General features: G+C 72.4%; 12 protein-coding genes. 2 read left to right on the forward strand and 10 right to left on the reverse strand.

Features of this window, described 5'->3' with window-relative positions:
- The first annotated feature begins 122 nt into the window (after nt 1-122).
- Nucleotides 123-1,073, forward strand: a complete 951-nt coding sequence (locus PZB75_RS10425; protein WP_275535022.1) for an RDD family protein — start codon at nt 123-125, stop codon at nt 1,071-1,073.
- A gap of 107 nt (nt 1,074-1,180) precedes the next feature.
- Here PZB75_RS10425 and PZB75_RS10430 read toward each other — a convergent pair whose 3' ends face one another.
- The 8 genes from PZB75_RS10430 to PZB75_RS10465 all read right to left on the reverse strand — a co-directional run bounded on the left by PZB75_RS10430 (nt 1,181) and on the right by PZB75_RS10465 (nt 9,960).
- On the reverse strand, nt 1,181-1,798 hold the full coding sequence (locus tag PZB75_RS10430; protein WP_275535023.1) for a hypothetical protein: 618 nt from the start codon (nt 1,796-1,798) through the stop codon (nt 1,181-1,183).
- 145 nt (nt 1,799-1,943) lie between these two features.
- The gene (gene ahcY / locus PZB75_RS10435; RefSeq protein WP_275535024.1) at nt 1,944-3,398 is read right to left on the reverse strand and encodes an adenosylhomocysteinase; all 1,455 of its coding nucleotides are present in this window, start codon (nt 3,396-3,398) and stop codon (nt 1,944-1,946) included.
- A gap of 257 nt (nt 3,399-3,655) precedes the next feature.
- A complete protein-coding gene (locus PZB75_RS10440) occupies nt 3,656-4,669 on the reverse strand; it encodes a cation diffusion facilitator family transporter (RefSeq protein ID WP_275535025.1) in 1,014 nt (337 codons plus the stop codon).
- Nucleotides 4,670-4,852: 183 nt separating this feature from the next.
- On the reverse strand, nt 4,853-6,022 hold the full coding sequence (gene manA / locus PZB75_RS10445; protein ID WP_275535026.1) for a mannose-6-phosphate isomerase, class I: 1,170 nt from the start codon (nt 6,020-6,022) through the stop codon (nt 4,853-4,855).
- A gap of 99 nt (nt 6,023-6,121) precedes the next feature.
- Nucleotides 6,122-7,258 carry an SIS domain-containing protein gene (locus PZB75_RS10450; RefSeq protein ID WP_275535027.1) on the reverse strand — a complete coding sequence of 379 codons (1,137 nt, stop codon included), beginning with the start codon at nt 7,256-7,258 and terminating at the stop codon, nt 6,122-6,124.
- A gap of 124 nt (nt 7,259-7,382) precedes the next feature.
- Entirely contained in the window at nt 7,383-7,565 is a 183-nt protein-coding gene (locus PZB75_RS10455; protein WP_275535028.1) for a Trm112 family protein, read from the reverse strand.
- Between the two features lie 472 nt (nt 7,566-8,037).
- A complete protein-coding gene (locus tag PZB75_RS10460; protein WP_275535029.1) occupies nt 8,038-9,408 on the reverse strand; it encodes a phosphomannomutase/phosphoglucomutase in 1,371 nt (456 codons plus the stop codon).
- Between the two features lie 174 nt (nt 9,409-9,582).
- The gene (locus PZB75_RS10465; RefSeq protein ID WP_275535030.1) at nt 9,583-9,960 is read right to left on the reverse strand and encodes a DUF3499 domain-containing protein; all 378 of its coding nucleotides are present in this window, start codon (nt 9,958-9,960) and stop codon (nt 9,583-9,585) included.
- Nucleotides 9,961-10,281: 321 nt separating this feature from the next.
- Between PZB75_RS10465 and PZB75_RS10470 the strand changes: the two genes are divergently transcribed.
- Entirely contained in the window at nt 10,282-10,713 is a 432-nt protein-coding gene (locus tag PZB75_RS10470; protein WP_275535031.1) for a metallopeptidase family protein, read from the forward strand.
- Nucleotides 10,714-10,920: 207 nt separating this feature from the next.
- On the opposite strand, the gene PZB75_RS10475 is transcribed toward PZB75_RS10470, so the two are convergent.
- Both PZB75_RS10475 and PZB75_RS10480 read right to left on the reverse strand, forming a co-directional pair.
- Entirely contained in the window at nt 10,921-12,510 is a 1,590-nt protein-coding gene (locus PZB75_RS10475; RefSeq protein WP_275535032.1) for a DUF5719 family protein, read from the reverse strand.
- Nucleotides 12,507-16,445 carry a glycosyltransferase gene (locus PZB75_RS10480; protein WP_275535033.1) on the reverse strand — a complete coding sequence of 1,313 codons (3,939 nt, stop codon included), beginning with the start codon at nt 16,443-16,445 and terminating at the stop codon, nt 12,507-12,509. The genes PZB75_RS10475 and PZB75_RS10480 overlap by 4 nt, the downstream gene beginning before the upstream one ends.
- Nucleotides 16,446-16,612: the final 167 nt, after the last annotated feature.

The following is a 16,612-nucleotide window of genomic DNA, read 5'->3' on the forward strand; positions in this document are numbered from 1 at the left end:
TCGGCTGCTGCTCCAGGCATGGTGGCGTACGGAGGCCGTACGGCTATCGCGGCGCGCTGCCGGGTCAGCTTGGCAGACTGGGGCTCCGAGGGGTCGGCAAGGGTTGGGGAGGGTGAGCAGCGATGAGTGAACTCGTGACCGGGGACGCGGTCGTACTGGGGTTGCGGCCCGCGAGGCTGCCCAGTCGGGCGCTGGCGGTGGCCATCGACCTCATGGTGCTCATGGCGGCGTTCGTAGTCGTCTCGATCGGGCTGGCCGTCGCGAGCCCGTCACTGGACGAGGCGGCGAGTGCGGCGATAGGGGTGGCGGCGTTCCTGCTGGTACTGGTGGGGGCGCCGATCGCGGTGGAGACGCTCAGCCACGGCCGGTCGCTGGGGAAGCTGGCGTGCGGGCTGCGGGTGGTACGGGACGACGGCGGGCCGATCCGGTTCCGGCACGCGCTGGTGCGCGGGGCGATGGGGGTCGTGGAGATCCTGATGGTGTTCGGGGTCATCGCCTGCATCGCGTCACTGGTGTCGGCGCGGGGGCGGCGGCTGGGCGATGTCTTCGCGGGGACGCTCGTCGTACGGGAGCGGGTGCCGGCTTCGCGGGCGACGGCGGTGCCTCCGCCGCCGCCTTGGCTGGTCGGGCGGTTCGCCGGGCTGGATCTGTCGGCCGTGCCGGACGGGGTGTGGCTGGAGATACGGCAGTACCTGACGCGGATGCGCCAATTGGACCCCGGGGTCGAGCAGTTCATGGCACAGCGGCTGGCCGGGGAGCTGGTGGCGCGGACCGGGGTTCCGGTGCCGCAGGGCGTTCCCGCCCCGGCGTATCTGGCCGGTGTGGTGCATGAGCGGCAGACGCGTGAGGCGCGGCGGCTGCACGCGCTCGCGGAGCGCGCTCGGGAGCGTGGACAAGCACAGGCACAGGCACAGGGACAGGCACGGGTGGAGTGGGCCGGGGCCGGTGGTGTGTCAGGGGCGCCGGCGAGCGGGGTCGTCCGGATCGGTGAGGTTGGTGGGGCCGGTGGTTCTGGCGGCTCTGGTGGGAAGCGGTCGGGAGAGGCCCCGACCGGGTTCGCGCCGCCTGCCTGAGGACGGTCCGTGGTCCCCGGCGGATCGGCGCGGCGAGGTGCCGTGGCCGTCGTCGCGTACGCGCGGCGACCGGGAAACACAGGAAGAGGCAATCGCGGACGGAGTCCTCAGCGAGGCGGGGCCGAGGGCGGGGTCTCCAGGTCTTCGAGTTCGACTCCAGGGGCCTGGAGGACGACGTCACCCGCGATGTGGACGCTGTGCTGTTCGCCGGTGTCCAGGGCGTTGACCTGGTATTCGTCCACGGTCAGGGGCCCGTTGTCAGTGGCGTGCGCTTCACTGTTCACCAGCGCCCAGGACTGGTCGACGGTACGGGGGGCGAGGACCGGGTCCGTGAAGGTGACCAGACGGACGCGGGTCGCGGGGGAACCAGGGGCGAGGCGCAGCAGTCGGGTTGTGGCGACCAGGAAGGCGGGGGACGTGCCTGCGAAGGAGTGGCCGCGGACATTGCCTTCGGTGGCGTGCGTGCCGGTCGGATCGGTGCGGACCCAGGTGAGGCCGTCCAGGGCGGCGCCGCGGATCTGCCAGCTGGAGGCGTGGAGTTCGAGACGGATGGGGCGGCCGAGTTCGTCGAGGGTCAGATCGACGGAGCCCTGGTGGTCGCCGGAGGGGGAGATGACCTGGGAGACGTAACGCCAGCCGGACGGACCGGGGGCGCAGTGGAAGTGTTCCTCGCCGAGGGGGGTGTGATCGTGGAGATCGTGGAGCGAATAACGGCCGCGGGGCATGGGGTCCTTCTGGTTCCTCGGGCTGTGCGTCGCGGGTACGGGGCAGGCCCCCGCCACGGGGGTGCGGGGGCCTGCGCTCGGACCTGCTGCTGAGCCGAACCGCTCGTGCCGCTCGGGTCTCAGCCGGTGCTGGTGCTGATGCCGGTCAGTAGCGGTAGTGGTCGGACTTGTACGGGCCTTCGACCTTGACGCCGATGTACGCGGCCTGCTCCGGGCGGAGCGTCGTGAGCCGTACGCCGAGCGCGTCGAGGTGGAGCCGGGCGACCTTCTCGTCGAGGTGCTTGGGCAGCACGTAGACGTCGGTCGGGTACTCCTGCGGCTTGGTGAACAGCTCGATCTGGGCCAGCGTCTGGTCCGCGAACGAGTTGGACATCACGAAGGAGGGGTGCCCGGTGGCGTTGCCCAGGTTCAGCAGGCGGCCCTCGGAGAGGACGATGAGCACCTTGCCGTCGGGGAACTTCCAGGTGTGGACCTGGGGCTTGACCTCGTCCTTGACGACGCCCGGGATCTTGGCCAGGCCGGCCATGTCGATCTCGTTGTCGAAGTGGCCGATGTTCCCGATGATCGCCTGGTGCTTCATCCTGGCCATGTCCGAGGCCATGATGATGTCCTTGTTGCCCGTCGTGGTGACGAAGATGTCGCCCTGCTCGACGACGTCGTCCAGGGTGGCGACCTGGTATCCGTCCATCGCCGCCTGGAGCGCGCAGATCGGGTCGATCTCCGTGATGATCACTCGGGCGCCCTGGCCGCGCAGGGACTCCGCGCAGCCCTTGCCCACGTCGCCGTAGCCGCAGACGACGGCGGTCTTGCCGCCGATGAGGACGTCCGTGGCACGGTTGATGCCGTCGATCAGGGAGTGGCGGCAGCCGTATTTGTTGTCGAACTTGGACTTGGTGACCGCGTCGTTCACGTTGATCGCGGGGAAGAGGAGCTTGCCGTCGCGCTGCATCTCGTACAGGCGGTGGACACCCGTCGTGGTCTCCTCGGTGACACCGCGGATCTCGGACGCCAGCTGCGTCCACTTCTGCGGGTCCTCGCCGAGGGTGCGGTTCAGCAGGGTGAGGATCTGGGCGAATTCCTCACTGTCCGCCGTCGACGGGTCCGGGGCCGCTCCGGCCTTCTCGAACTCGACGCCCTTGTGGACGAGGAGGGTGGCGTCACCGCCGTCGTCGAGGATCATGTTCGGACCGCCGGTGGGGGTGTTCGGCCAGGTCAGCGCCTGCTCCGTGCACCACCAGTACTCCTCCAGCGACTCGCCCTTCCAGGCGAAGACCGGAATGCCCGCGGGGGCCTCCGGGGTGCCCTTCGGGCCGACGGCGATGGCGGCCGCCGCGTGGTCCTGGGTGGAGAAGATGTTGCAGGAGGCCCAGCGGACCTCCGCACCGAGAGCCACCAGGGTCTCGATGAGTACCGCCGTCTGCACGGTCATGTGCAGCGAACCGGTGATCCTGGCGCCGGCCAGCGGCTGCGCGGCGGCGTACTCCTTGCGGATCGACATCAGGCCGGGCATCTCGTGCTCGGCGAGCGTGATCTCCTTGCGGCCGAACTCCGCGAGGGAGAGGTCGGCGACCTTGAAGTCCTGCTTGGCGACCGTCGTCATAACGGGCTGCTCCTCGTAGTGGGTCGAGGGTGGGCACGGCTGTCTCTGCGGCGGCGGGCACACGTATGCCCGGACCCCGCAGCGCAGTCCGTCGGAGGCCCTCTCTCCCTCGGCCGGTCCGCGCGTGCGGGCCGATCGACCGCCATCAGCAGCGACGTCTGGCTTGCCAGACGAATCTACACCGGTCGGCCCGGTGTCCCCCAGCCCGTCCGGAAAGGGAGGGGCCGGGGGGCGAGATCGGGGCCGGTCCGCGGTGGTCAGTGGCCGGATTCGGTGGGGTGGGCGTCGGCCGGGGCGGGCCCGGCGTCGTCGGGGTCACCGCCCGGGGCCTTGCCGGGGTTGGTGCCGGCCGCGGCCGCGGTCTCGTTGTAGATGTCCGGTTCCAGGTAGATGACCCGGGCGATGGGGACGGCGTCGCGGATGCGGGCCTCGGCGGCGTTGATGGCGTGGGCGACCTCGGCGGCCGTGTCGTCGTGCTGGACCGCGATCTTGGCGGCGATCAGCAGTTCCTCCGGGCCGAGATGGAGGGTGCGCATGTGGATGATGCCGGTGACGGTGTCGCCGTCGACGACCGCCGCCTTGATCTTCTCGACCTGGTCGGTGCCCGCGGCCTCACCCAGCAGCAGGGACTTGGTCTCCGCGGCGAGGACGATCGCGATGACGATCAGCAGGACGCCGATGCAGAGGGTGCCGATGCCGTCCCAGACGCCGTTGCCGGTTCCGAGGGCGAGGCCGACGCCCGCGAGCGCCAGGACGAGACCGATCAGCGCGCCGAAGTCCTCCAGCAGGACGACGGGAAGCTCGGGGGCCTTCGCCCGGCGGATGAACTCGCGCCAGGAGAGGGAGCCACGGGTCTGGTTGGACTCCTTGATGGCCGTACGGAAGGAGAAGCCCTCGGCGACGATAGCGAAGACGAGCACGCCGACCGGCCAGTACCAGGCGTCGATCTGGTGCGGGTCCTTGATCTTCTCGTAACCCTCGTAGACAGCGAACATGCCACCGACCGAGAACAGGACGATGGAGACGAGGAAGGCGTAGATGTACCGCTCGCGTCCGTAGCCGAAGGGGTGTTGGGGGGTTGCCTCACGTTGGGCCTTCTTGCCGCCGAGCAGCAGCAGGCCCTGGTTGCCCGAGTCGGCCAGCGAGTGGACGCTCTCCGCGAGCATCGACGACGAGCCACTGAACAGGAACGCCACGAATTTGGCCACCGCGATCGCGAGGTTGGCGCCGAGCGCCGCCACGATCGCCTTGGTTCCGCCTGACGCGCTCATCGGTGCCTGGTGTCCCTTCGTTCGGTGCCACGGCCCTGTCGGCCGGGCACGGCGCGACATTCTCGCAGCCGTGGGGCCGATGAGATCCGCCGGATGGCGGTCGGGTCGGCCGGTTCCGCCGGATCGTGTTCCGGGCGGCTGCGGCGGCCGGACCGTCAGGTACCCGTTGACGCGGACGTTACGTCAGATGACCACCGTGGCGCGGAACAGTGTGCCCGCGCCGGACACCTCGGCCCGTTCTCCGGCGGGTACGAAGGCCGCGCCGCCCGGGGTGAGGTCGAGGTCGCCCGCCCGGACGGCGCCCGTGGTGCACAACAGGATCTGCGGGGTGGCCACGGTGAGGTCGAGGGGTGCGGCGGCGGGCGCCAGCGCGTACCGCGACAGCCGGAATTCGTCGGCCGGTGTCTCGTACCGTTCCTCGCCGGTCGCGGACGCCTCGGGGCGCAGGATGTCGAGGTCGGTCGCCTCGAAGCGGACGACGCGCAGGAGCTCGGGGACGTCGATGTGTTTGTGCGTGAGTCCGCAGCGCAGCACGTTGTCCGAGTTGGCCATGATCTCGACGCCGAGGCCCGAGAGATAGGCGTGCGGGACGCCCGCGCCGAGGAACAGGGCTTCGCCCGGCTTGAGCCGCACCCGGTTCAGGAGCATCGCCGCGATGACGCCCGGGTCGCCGGGGAACTGCTGGGCGATCCGGGCGTACGGGGTGTGGGCGCCGCCGATGCGTTCGGCCGCCGACGCGGCCTCGGTGACGGTGGCTGCCGTTTCCACCGGGTCCGCGGTCAGGATCGCGGTGAGGGTTTCGCGCAGGGCCGCTTCCTCGGGACGGGCGCGGAGGAGATCGACGTACGGCTTGAGGGAGTCGACGTCGAGAGCGGCCATCGTGTCGGCCGCGGCGGCGGGCCGGCGGAATCCGCAGAGGCCGTCGAAGGGGGTGAGCGCGCAGATCAGCTCGGGTTTGTGGTTCGGGTCCTTGTACGTGCGCTCGGGGGCGTCGATCGGGACCGAGCGGCGCTCCTCGTCCTCGTACCCCCGGCGGGCCTGCGCGAGGTCGGGGTGGACCTGTACGGAGAGCGGCGCGCCGGCCGCGAGCAGCTTGAGGAGGAACGGCAGGCGCGGGCCGAACTTGTGGACGGTGGCCGGGCCCAGCTCGTGTTCGGGGTCGTCGGCGATGACGTCCGTGAGGGGCTGCCCGGTGGGGCCGTCGGGGCGGGTGACGCGTGAGGGGGCTCCTGGGTGGGCACCCATCCACATCTCGGCCTGTGGCTCGCCGGTGGGGGCGATGCCGAGCAGATCGGGGATGGCCGTGGTGGACCCCCAGGCGTAGGGGCGCACGGGGTTGAAGAGCCGGTCCATGGAGTTCGTCCTCGTGGGATGCGCGGAACTTGAGTAGGGGCGGGCGGAGGGAGTGAGGGGACGGACGGGCGGTGGTGGAGCCGTGCGTCGGGGAACCGGTCAGGCGCGGTTCGCCGAGGCCAGGGCGAGGTAGACGGCGGCGAAGTCGGTGACCGCGAGGAGTTCGGCGAGGGCTTCGAGTTCGCTCCCCTCCTCCGGTTCGAGTTCGCTGATCGGCGTGGAGTGACCGAGGGCGAGTTCACGGGCGGCCGGCGCGGCGCTCAGTCCGCCGACGGGCCGGTCGCGCAGGAGGACGACCCGGGCGTGCAGGGCCTCCGGGTCGTCGATCCGGTCGCGGAAGAAGTCGTCCGGGTCGGCCCCGGCCGCGAGCGCGCCGGCCATGAGCACGCCGTGGGCGGGAAGTGCCTCGGGGAGTTCGGAGGCGAGGGCGGGGCGGCCCGCGAGTTCGGCCAGCACGGCGGCGAATCGGCGTCCGGCCGGGCCCGCCGCCGCGCCCTCCGTCCAGATGAGGGGCAGGCTGTCGGCGAGTTCGGCGGCGAGGGTCTTGGCCGGATTGCTGTACGTGACGACGGCCGGGCCGCAGCGTTCCGCAGTGCGGTCGAGGCGGTCGGCGACGCGTCCCAGCGCCTCGGGCGGTGCGTCGACCAGACCGACCCGGTCCAGCAGGACGAGCAGCGGGGTGAACAGCGCCCAGAGGGTGCCGGGGCCCGCGGCCGAGGTCTCGGCGTCGTACTCACCGTGCGGGGCGGTGGCCATGGGCACGACGAGGCCGTGCGTCCCGCCGATGGTCTCCCGCAGGGGTGAGTTGCGCGGGGCGACGGCGACGACCGTGCAGCCCCTGCGGTACGCCTGTTCGGCGAGGAGCGTGAGGCCCGGTTCGGTGCCGTCGGCCGTGGCGATCAGCAGCAGATCCACGGAACCGGCCCAGCCGGGGAGTGCCCAGCGCAGGGCGCCCGCGGCGGGTGCGACACCGGTCGGCCGGATGCGGGTGACGGGCAGGGCGGAACTCGCGAGGGTCGCGATCAGGTCCGCGACCCCGGCAGCGGCGGTGCCCGATCCGGCGACCAGGACGGCGCGCGGCCGGCCCTCCGGGTTCAGCCCGGTGATTCCGGCGTCGGTGGCGTGCTGGGTGGCGGCCCGGACGCGGGCCCCGGCCTCGGCGGCGCCGCGGAGCAGGCCGCGGCGGTCGGCTCGGGCCAGTTCTTCCGGGGCGTCGAGCAGGGACTCGTCGAGCATGGGGGTGGGCCTCCGATCACCATGCGGGTCCTGGTACGCGGGGTGCGGACGCTGTCGTACGGGGGCGGGTCGGTGGCCGCCGCCCCGGTCCGACGGACGCTCACGTCCCGCGGCTCGTTGGCTGTTACGCGGGGCGGCGGGCCTCGTCGACGAGGAGGACGGGGATGCCGTCCCGCACCGGGTAGGCCAGACCGCAGTCCGTGCCGGTGCAGATCAGCTCGGGGCTCTCGGCCGTCGTCCGGTCGTCGAGCGGGGAGTGGCAGGCCGGGCAGGCGAGAATCTCCAGAAGGCCGGCTTCGAGCGGCATGAGGTGGGTCCCTTCGAGCATGCGGTCCGGATTCGCGGGTTCCCGCGGACCGGGGTGTGCCAGCCTACCGCCGGGGTCATCGGGACGCGGTCCGGCGGGAGCGCGGAGGTGCGGGAGGTGCGGGAGGTGCGGGTGCAGGTGCGGGAGGTGCGGGAGGTGCGGGAGGTGCGGGAGGTGCGGGAGGTGCGGGAGGTGCGGGTGCAGGTGCGGGAGGTGGGTGGAGCGGCGATGTCAGGCTCGGAGAGACCGTGACCGGGTGGCGGTGACCGGGTGGTGGCGGTGACGGGTGACCGGCTGCCCATCATCGGGTGGCCGTCACGGGTGACGACCACGCTCAGTCGTCACCGGACGGCCGTCACCGGGCAGTCGGCACCGGACGGCCGTCATCGAGCAGCCGTCACCACGCGGCCGTCACCTCGGACGGGCGCGCGGCAGGCCGAGGCGCGCGCGGACGGTCCCCCTCAAGTGCCGCTCACGCGCGGATGCGGGCCAGGACCTCGTCCCGTACCGCCTCCATCGTCTCCTCGTCGCGTGCCTCGACGTTCAGCCGGAGCAAGGGCTCGGTGTTGGAGGGGCGGAGGTTGAACCACCAGTCCGCCGCCGTCACCGTCAGGCCGTCGAGTTCATCGGTCGTGACGCCGTCCCGGCCGGCGTGGTCGGCCCGTACCGCCGCCATTCGCCCTGCCTGGTCGTCGACGGTGGAGTTGATCTCACCGGAGCCGGAGTAGCGGTCGTACTCGGCAACCAGTTCGGACAGCGGGCCTTCCTGGCCGCCGAGCGCGGCGAGGACGTGGAGTGCGGCGAGCATTCCCGTATCGGCGTTCCAGAAGTCGCGGAAGTAGTAGTGCGCGGAGTGCTCGCCGCCGAAGATCGCGCCGGTCCTGGCCATCTCCTCCTTGATGAAGGAGTGGCCGACACGGGTGCGGACGGGGGTGCCGCCGTGTTCGCGCACGACCTCGGGAACGGACCAGGAGGTGATCAGATTGTGGATGACCGTGCCCTTGCCGCCGTTACGGGCGAGTTCGCGCGCCGCGACCAGGGCCGTGATCGCGGACGGGGAGACGCCCAGTCCCCGTTCGTCGACGACGAAGCAGCGGTCCGCGTCGCCGTCGAACGCGAGGCCGATGTCGGCCTGTTCGGCCAGCACCCGGGCGCGCAGGTCCACGATGTTCTTCGGGTCGAGGGGATTGGCCTCGTGGTTGGGGAACGTACCGTCCAGCTCGAAGTACATCGGTACGAGTTCCACCGGCAGCCCCGCGAAGACCGTGGGGACGGTGTGGCCGCCCATGCCGTTGCCCGCGTCGACCACGACCTTCAGCGGGCGGATCGAGGAGGGGTCGACGAGACCGAGCAGATGGGCCGCGTAGTCGGTGAGGGTGTCCCGTTCGCTGACGGTGCCCGGGACGGCGGCGGGCGACGGGGCGCCTTCGCCGGTCCCGGACCACTTCTCGACCAGGGCGCGGATCTCGGCGAGGCCGGTGTCCTGGCCGACGGGTGCCGCGCCCGCCCGGCACATCTTGATGCCGTTGTACCGCGCCGGATTGTGGGAGGCGGTGAACATCGCACCCGGCAGATCCAGTTGCCCCGAGGCGAAGTACAACTGGTCGGTGGAGCACAGCCCGATCATCGTGACGTCGGCGCCGAGGGCCGCCGCTCCGCGCGCGAAGGCGTCCGCGAGGCCGGGCGAGGACGGCCGCATGTCGTGACCGATCACGACGGCGTCGGCGTCGGTGACGCGGACGAAGGCCGCCCCGAAGAGTTCGGCCAGGGATTCGTCCCACTGATCGGGTACCACTCCGCGCACGTCGTACGCCTTCACGATCTGCGACAGATCAGCAGCCACGGCCGGTCCTCCTGAGGTATCTGGAACCGCCCAAACTACCTGGCCGGAATCCGCGCCCTCGCGGGGCTCAGGGGTCGGGGCTCAGGGGCGGTGACCTGCGGGCGCCAGGACCCGCTCAGAAGTCGGGGCCACTCGGGAGTCAGGCCCACTCGGGAGTCGGGGCCCACTCGGGGGTCAGGAGTCGGGCGAGCGCAGCACGCGCAGATGGCCGCGGCGCGCGACCTCCATGGGATCCGCCGCGCGTGGGCCGCGGCCCGGCGCGTTCGGCGCGCGGTCCTGCGGGCGGGCCGCTTCCCGTACCGCGTTGGCGAGTGCTTCGAGGTCGTCGCCGCTGGGGCGCGCGGGGGCGGAGCCGTCGGAGAGCCGGACGACCTCCCAGCCCCGTGGCGCGGTGAGCCGCTCACTGTGTTCGGCGCAGAGGTCGTAGCAGTGGGGCTCGGCGTAGGTGGCGAGCGGGCCGAGGACCGCGGTCGAATCGGCATAGACGTACGTCAGTGTCGCGACGGCAGGGCGGCCGCACGCGGTGCGCGAACAGCGACGTACAGGGCTCACGATATTGGACGTTACCGCACTCTTGAGCGGGCTGCGACGACTCGCCCCCGGGTCACACGACCGTGTCGTGCCCCTTCCCCCGGCATGGCGCCCCTTCCGGCCACTGGTCCGGCCCGGCTCGCGGTGTCGGCGCGGGGGCCTTGACCGCTCCGATTCCGGTCGCGAATCGGTATGAATACCGTCATTCAACGAAAGATCAGTGGTCGGACACGGGGCTGATTTCGGCCTCAAGCTTGGCTGAAATGTTCAAGAGTGAACATGCTCCGGCCTGGCCAGGACCCGGGGCCCGGCGGGGTCCCGGGGAGCTACCCTGCGTCAGTGATGGACAGTCCCGTACCGCCCCACCACCCGCCCGAGCCGCGGCCCCGCCGACGCGACCGCCATGGCCGCGGCATGCGGGGGCCGGTGGCACCACCGCAGGTACCACTCTCGGCCAGCCGGGCGGAGTCGTTCCGCGACCTGGTCCAGGATTCGGTGGAGCGACTTGAGCGGCGCTGGCCGCAACTGGCGGATGTGGACTTCCTCGTCCTGGACGTGCCGGGCGAACCCGGCGACACGGTCCCGCTGGGGCGCGCGCTCTCCGCGAAGAAGGGGCGGCCCGCGCAGATCGTCGTCTACCGGCGCCCGGTCGAGATCCGCACCAAGAGCCGCGACGAGCGTGCGCTGCTGGTGCACGAGGTGGTGGTGGAGCAGGTGGCGGAACTGCTGGGGCTCGCGCCCGAGTCGGTCGATCCCCGCTACGGGCAGGACTGAACCGAGGGGGCGGGCGAGGGGCAGGGCGAGGGGTACGGACGTGGCGCGGCGCCTCCGCCGGAGCGGGTGCGGGGGTGGAGGCGAGGTGCCTCCGCCCGAGCGGGTGCAGTGGATGCGGAGGCGAGGTGCCTCCGCGAGCGGGTACGGGGGCCGGGGCGCCCCCGCACCCGTACCCGCTCGGGCCGGGGCGCCCCCGCACCCGCTCGTTCACTTCTCCAGTACCGACAGGTTCTGTTCGGCGGTCGGGACCTCCACCGTGCCCCCGTCGTCCGACAGGGTCTGCACCGTGAACATCTGGATGCCGTCCTTCGGAACGGCCAGCGTGCGCGCCGCGTGCACCGGGCCGCCCGATTCCGTCTCGACCGTCAGCGCGTAGCTGCCCTTGAGCCCGGAGGGCACCGGCGGCGTGACCGCGATCGTCGTACCGGCCTTGACGGTGTACGTCTTGACGACCTGGGCGCCGCCCTCACTGCCCGCCGACGCGGTGACCTTGACCGTGCCGGTGGCGTTCGGCGCGGTCAGCGAGAGGGTCGAGCCCGTCGCCCGGTTGTCGGCGACGCTCGCCTGTCGGCCGACCGGTCCGGTGGCGGGGATGTAGGCGATCTCCTGCTTGGCGCCCGTGCCCCGGACGACGCGCAGTGCCGCGACCACCGGGGTGTCCCGCCCGTTCGGGGTCAGCAGCAGCGAACCCGGCTCACCCCTGGTGAGGTCCTTCAGGTCGATGCTCGCGGTCATCTTGGACTTGACGTGGAGGGAGTCGTTCCCGACCGGTGAGATCGGGCCGTTCTTGCCGAGCAGTCGCACCTTCAGGTCCGCGTCGTCGTCCCCGGGGGCGAAGGCCACCAGCCGTACGGAGGTGGCGTCCGCCGGGATGCCCGGGAGCACCAGGGTGCCGGCCGGGTCGGCGGAGGCGGCCAGCCAGTCGCTGCCCGCTGCCTCGTCCGCGGTCCTGATGGCCGCGCCGACGCGTCCGCTGCGGGTGGTGACGTGGACGGTCACATCGGGCACGATCTCGGCGGTCAGGGTGGAGATCAGGACCGGGACGCTGGACCTGGCCGGGACCGTGATGCCTTCGCCGACATCGGACTTGAGGGAGCCGCCGGGACCGTACAGCTCGATGTCGGCGACAGCCGCGCTGTCGTCGGGGTTGGTGAGGTGGACGTAGTCCTGACGGTTCTTCGTGGTGCTGGCGCCGGGGAACCAGAAGTCGGTGTCCGGCCCGGTGCAGCTGACACCGAGCAGACCGCGGGAGGCACCCGCGGCGACCGTGGTGGTCTGCTGGGCGGTCCAGCCGGGGGCCAGACGGCCGGTGGCGGTACCGACGAGGGCCGGGGACGAGGCGCCCGATCCCTTGGCGGTGACCGGCTTGCCGGGTTCCTTGAGCGCCACGACCGACTTCTCCGCACCGGCACCGGCCTTCGCGGGGGGCGGCGACTTATCGGTCTTCTTGTCGTCCTTGCCGTCCTTGTCATCGGTGGTGGCCTCGTCGTCCTTGGTGTCCTCGTCGGTGGTGGCGTCGTCCTCCACGTCCCCCGAGGAGTCGGCCGCGGCCTTGAGGTCGGCGGTGCCCGCCTCGCCGCCCTTCTGCCCCGCCGGGGTGTACGACGTGTACGTCGTCTCGGCGAGGTCCGAGATGCTGGGGGCGGGACAGACCAGGCTCGACCGCTCCACGGGCAGCCGGACCGCGGTCTTCGCCTCCGCCGGGTTCTGGTCGCCGGGCGCGGTGAGCGCGGCGAAGCCGGTGACCGCGGCGAGGGCGACCGCGCCCGCGATGAGGGAAAGGGGGGTGGACTTCACTCGGACTCGCCTCGCGATGTGTTACCGGTCGTCGGCCAGGAGCCGTGGGCCGGGCCGGGGTTCTCGTCGCCGTTGTCGTCGGGGCCCTGCGGCTGCTGGTGGGGCTGGTGCTGCGGATGTTCTGGATGCTGCGGGTGTTGCTGCTGGGCGTAGCCGTACGGGTCGTACGCGCCGTTCTGCTGGTACGCGTCGGGCTGGTACTGCTCAGGCCGGTACGGGTCCGCCTGGTACGCGTCGGGCTGGTGCGCGTCCGGCTGCTGGTACTGCTCGCCGCCGTACTGACCGCCCTGGTACTGCGGGTAGGCGGGGTCGGTGCCCTGGTACTGGCCGTCGTCCCATCCGCCGTACTGCTGCTGTGGTGCCGCCTGTTGCCGCTGGGGTTCCGGCTCGTGTCGCGGCATCGGGGCGTACGGGTCGTTCCCTGCGGACTGCGTGTACGGGTCGTTCCCCGCGGACTGCGCGTACGGGTCGTTCCCCCCGGACTGCGCGTACGAGTCGTTCCCCGCGGACTGCGCGTACGGGTCGTTCGCGGACTCGGCCACCGGATCGGCAGTCTGCTGCGCGGGGATGTGCTCGGCCGGGCCGCCCGGCTCCCTCGCCTCCCCTCCCGCCGCGTTGTCCGGGCCCCCCGCCCTGTCCGGACCCGTCGCCGCGTCCGTCTCCGCCTGCGCCGCCGCGCGCAGCCTGCGCGCCCTGCGGCCCTCGCCCGCGACCGGCTCCGCGGGGACCGCGACGGTCTCCTCGGGCAGGTCGTCGTCGATCTCGCGGCGGCGGCCCGGCAGGGCGAGCACCAGCAGGAAGGCCGTGACCGCCACCTGAATCCAGATCCAGGCGGTGTGGGCCAGCGGTGTCTCGTACGTCAGATCCAGCTTCCCGCCCTCGCCGGGGAGTTCGAAACCCTGCGCCCAGCCGTCGACGGTCTTCTTCTTCAGCGCCTTCCCGTCGAGCGTCGCGTGCCAGCCGGGGGCCGCGGCGTCGGCGATCCGCAGCACCCGGCCGGAGCCGCCCTCCGGGATCTTGGAGTGCGCCTCGACGGGAAGGGAACCCACGGGCAGTTCCTCGCCGCTCTTCCCGGCCGGGATGATCATGGCGCGGGCGATCTGGCGGTCGACCCGCCACAGGGCGCTGCCGTCGAGCTGGCTGAGCCGGCTGAGGCCGGGGGTCGTGTCGAGGACCCGGCTCATCCGACGGGGTGCTCCGTCGCGTACGAGGACGTAACGGATCGCGAAGCCGCTCAGCTGACTGGTCTGGTCGGCGCCCGAGCCCGCGACCAGGTTCGCGACGACCTTGTCGAGATGGGCGTTGCCGTCACCCGCCGCCATCAGCTCGGCGTCACCGAGCCGGACGCCCGAGCCGCGGACCAGGCTGTAGGTGACGGACGCGGACGAGGTGCCGCCGAGCACCAGGGTCCTCGGCTGGTCCCGGGTGCCGCTCTCCTCGGCGACGAACGCGGGCACCTGCACCGGGTCGCGTCGCTCCAGCGGGCCGGCCGCGCCGCCGATCATCCAGCCGACGGCGGCGACCACCGGGGCCAGCGCCGCCGCGAGGGCGATGAGCACGGCGACCGGCTGGCGCCATCCGAAGCTGAGCTCCGCGACGCGTACGCGCGCGCCGTCCGCGCCGAGCAGCGCTGCCGCGATCAGCGCGGCCCCGTGGACGAGGGTGGCCGGTCCGGCCCAGCCCGATCCGTTGGTGAGTCCGGCGAAGAACAGCCCGACGAGCGCGGTCGCCCAGGCGCAGCGGATCGCGAACTGCCGTTCACCGCGCAGCAGGGCGGCGAGCGCCGCGAGCACGATGCCGATGAACAGGACGCTGCCCGCGCCCTTGGGGCCGCCGGGACTGATCCCGAACAGGTCGAACGCGGAGGCCGTGCCCGTACCGAGGTCCAGACCCGCCTCCTTCAGGAAGGACGAAGGGTGGGTGAGGAGCGACAGCGACCAGGGCGCGAGGACCACCAGCGGGGTGCCGATCGCGGCCAGGAAGCGCAGGCCGTACGCCACGATGTCGCGCCTGCGCAGCACCAGCACACCGATGCCGAGCACCAGCGCGAGCGGCCACACGACGGGCGTGAACGCCATCGCGAGGGTCAGCAGCAGGGTGTACGCCCAGGTGCCACGCCAACTGCCGCGTGGTGCGCCGGAGCCGCCGCCGCGCAGCCCGTGCGCCGAGACGGCCGCGCGGGCGATCAGCGGCAGCAGGACGGCCAGGACGGCGGTGCCGAGGCGGCCGGTCGCCAGCGCGCCGGTCGCCGCGGGCAGGAAGGCGTACGCGACGCTCGCCCAGGCGCGCAGCAGCCGGGACTGGAGGAGCGGCCGGGAGACGAAGTACGCGGTGAGTCCGGCGAGCGGGACGGAGCAGACCAGCAGCAGGGTGAGCGCGATTCCGGTGCTGCCGAAGCAGAGGGCGGACAGCGCGGCGATCATGCCGAGGTAGGGCGGGGCGGTCTGGGTGCCGCCGGTCCCGAGCGGATGCCAGGCGTCCGCGTACCGCGCCCACAGGTCGGAGACGTCCGGGGAGGCGGGCAGCAGCGCCCCGCCCGCCAGCGCACCGCCGCCGAGGAGGCCGCGGCAGGCGACCAGCGAGACGAGGAGCAGGATCGCGAAGAGTACGGGTCCCGGCTTGCGTCCGATCCGCTTGAGCCGTGCGAACTGTTCGATCTCCAGGAAGTCGGCGTCGTCACCACCGGGGCCGGACTCGGCGACTCCGTGCCGCGAGCCGCCCGAGTCGGCGTCGGAGCCGCCGCCGAAGTTGCCCGCGACCTGTTCGACGGTGGCGCGGACGGTCGCACCGGGCGGCGGGAACAGCGCGCGCAGTTCGCTCGCCTCGACCGCGCCCTTGCCGCGTGCCCGTCGGGCGGCGACGATCCGGCCGGGGCGCAGCAGGGTGCCGAGGAACCCGGTGACCTCGTCGACGGCCTGGCCTGGCACCTTGCCGACGAGGTAGGCGAGGGTGCGCAGCAGGGTGCCGAGGACAAGCCGCAGCAGGACGTACGGGAGGACAGCTCCACGGGCGTTGACGAGCATCGTGTAGACCGCGCCCGCCTTGTCGACGCGGTGCGGGCCGACGACGGATCGTCCGGCGCAGTCGATGGGCCGGCGCTCCCTGGCGGACGCCTCGGCGTGCCGGAGCACGGCCTCGGGGGCGACGAGGACGCGGTGACCGGCGGCGTGGGCGCGCCAGCACAGGTCGACGTCGTCGCGCATCAGCGGAAGTCTGCGGTCGAACCCGCCGAGTTCGTCCCAGACGTCACGGCGGATCAGCATGCCGGCGGACGACACGGAGAGGACGGTACGGACCTGGTCGTGCTGGCCCTGGTCCTGCTCGCGCCGGTCGAGTCCGGTCCAGCGGCGCCCGCTGTTGGCGATGGACACGCCGACTTCGAGGAGTTGCTTGCGGTCGTACCAGCCGCGGAGCTTGGGGCCGACGATGGCGGCGTGGCGGTCGGCGTCGGCGACCCGCAGCAGCTCGGTGAGGGCGCCGGGGTCGGGTGCGCAGTCGTCGTGCAGGAGCCAGAGCCACTGGACGGGTTCGCCGTGCGGCAGCTCGGGCAGCTCGTGGGCGTCGTCCTGCCAGGTCCTGCTGACGGGGTCCCAGGCGCTGGGCCGCTTCAGATAGGGCAGGTCGTCGGGCGTGAGCACGCCGGCCGTGCGGACCGCCTCCTCGACGGCGGTGCCGAAGCTCGTACGGCGCGCGAGGTGCAGGACGCGTTCGTCACCGAGCGCTTCGGTGACCAGTCGCGCGGAGTCGTCGGCGCTGCCGGTGTCGGCGGCGACGGCGTTCTGTACGGGGCGGTCCTGCCCGAGCAGTCCGGCGAGCGCGTCGGGCAGCCAGCGGGCGCCGTCATGGGAGACGAGCACGGCGGTGACGACGTGCCGGGGGAACTCTGGGGCGGCGGCAGCCGCGTACGGCGCCGTCGAGTGGCTGTGCACGGACATCGAGGTACGGGCCCTCCGGCCGGGTCCGGGGTCGTCCCCCGGGGGCTGCATCGGTGTACACGCGCGCTCCGTCTGGGCATTGGCGCGTCTCGGACGGGGCCCCACACTAACGGTACGGACCGGAGGAGCGGCGCCGAGCGTTTGAACAGAGGGCTCGAAGGGCCGGA

Origin of the sequence: Streptomyces sp. AM 4-1-1 (assembly GCF_029167625.1) — a bacterium.
GTDB lineage: Bacteria > Actinomycetota > Actinomycetes > Streptomycetales > Streptomycetaceae > Streptomyces.

Bases quoted from the DNA above. Each gene is read 5' to 3' on its own strand.
- PZB75_RS10425 (WP_275535022.1), top strand. From the start codon at position 123: ATGAGTGAACTCGTGACCGGGGACGCGGTCGTACTGGGGTTGCGGCCC.
- PZB75_RS10430 (WP_275535023.1), bottom strand. From the start codon at position 1,798: ATGCCCCGCGGCCGTTATTCGCTCCACGATCTCCACGATCACACCCCC.
- ahcY (WP_275535024.1), bottom strand. From the start codon at position 3,398: ATGACGACGGTCGCCAAGCAGGACTTCAAGGTCGCCGACCTCTCCCTC.
- PZB75_RS10440 (WP_275535025.1), bottom strand. From the start codon at position 4,669: ATGAGCGCGTCAGGCGGAACCAAGGCGATCGTGGCGGCGCTCGGCGCC.
- manA (WP_275535026.1), bottom strand. From the start codon at position 6,022: ATGGACCGGCTCTTCAACCCCGTGCGCCCCTACGCCTGGGGGTCCACC.
- PZB75_RS10450 (WP_275535027.1), bottom strand. From the start codon at position 7,258: ATGCTCGACGAGTCCCTGCTCGACGCCCCGGAAGAACTGGCCCGAGCC.
- PZB75_RS10455 (WP_275535028.1), bottom strand. From the start codon at position 7,565: ATGCCGCTCGAAGCCGGCCTTCTGGAGATTCTCGCCTGCCCGGCCTGC.
- PZB75_RS10470 (WP_275535031.1), top strand. From the start codon at position 10,282: ATGGACAGTCCCGTACCGCCCCACCACCCGCCCGAGCCGCGGCCCCGC.
- PZB75_RS10480 (WP_275535033.1), bottom strand. From the start codon at position 16,445: ATGTCCGTGCACAGCCACTCGACGGCGCCGTACGCGGCTGCCGCCGCC.